Source organism: Campylobacter coli LMG 9860 (assembly GCF_000254135.1).
GTDB lineage: Bacteria > Campylobacterota > Campylobacteria > Campylobacterales > Campylobacteraceae > Campylobacter_D > Campylobacter_D coli.
In genome coordinates, this window is the sequence record NZ_AINS01000138.1 from 1 (window position 1) to 558 (window position 558).

A 558-nucleotide genomic window follows, 5' to 3' on the forward strand; every position below is an offset into this window, starting at 1 on the left:
GCAGGGGCAGAAAAGCCCCTTGCCTTAGGGTTTATAGGGAAATTCTATGAGTGATATAGTTAAATACCATAATGATTTTAATAAAATTCAGTTGCCTAGCTTTACAGAGCAAGAGCAAAACCTTTTGTTTTTAATCTTTGCAAGAATTAAAGAAAAAGGCATAGACAATGTAGTTAATCTCTATGCCAATGATTTTAAAATTAATGAAAAGCTTTCTAATTCAAAAGAATATTTAACAGAGAATATCAACAGCTTAAAATATAAATTTTTCAAGGCAAATTTTAAACAAATCATAGAAACAAGGACAGAAGTTATACACAAATATGTAAATTTGTTTGAAACAATGGAAATACACTATGTTAAAAGAAATCCTGATGATGGATATGATGAAAGCACTTTATTTAACAGAATAACCCTAAAAATAAACCCTGATTTTGCTTATTTAGTCAATCAATTAACTACTAATTTTACAGCTTTTGAACTTGAAGAATTTATAGCCCTTAGCGGTAAATATGCTAAAACACTTTACCGCCTTTTAAAGCAATTTAGAACCACAGG

At 29.0% G+C, this 558-nt stretch carries 1 protein-coding gene; it reads left to right on the forward strand.

Going from position 1 to position 558, the window contains the following annotated elements; translation table 11 throughout:
• Positions 1-46: 46 nt before the first annotated feature.
• On the forward strand, positions 47-558 hold a 512-nt coding region (locus CCO88_RS09765), incomplete at its 3' end, for a replication initiation protein (protein ID WP_002840731.1).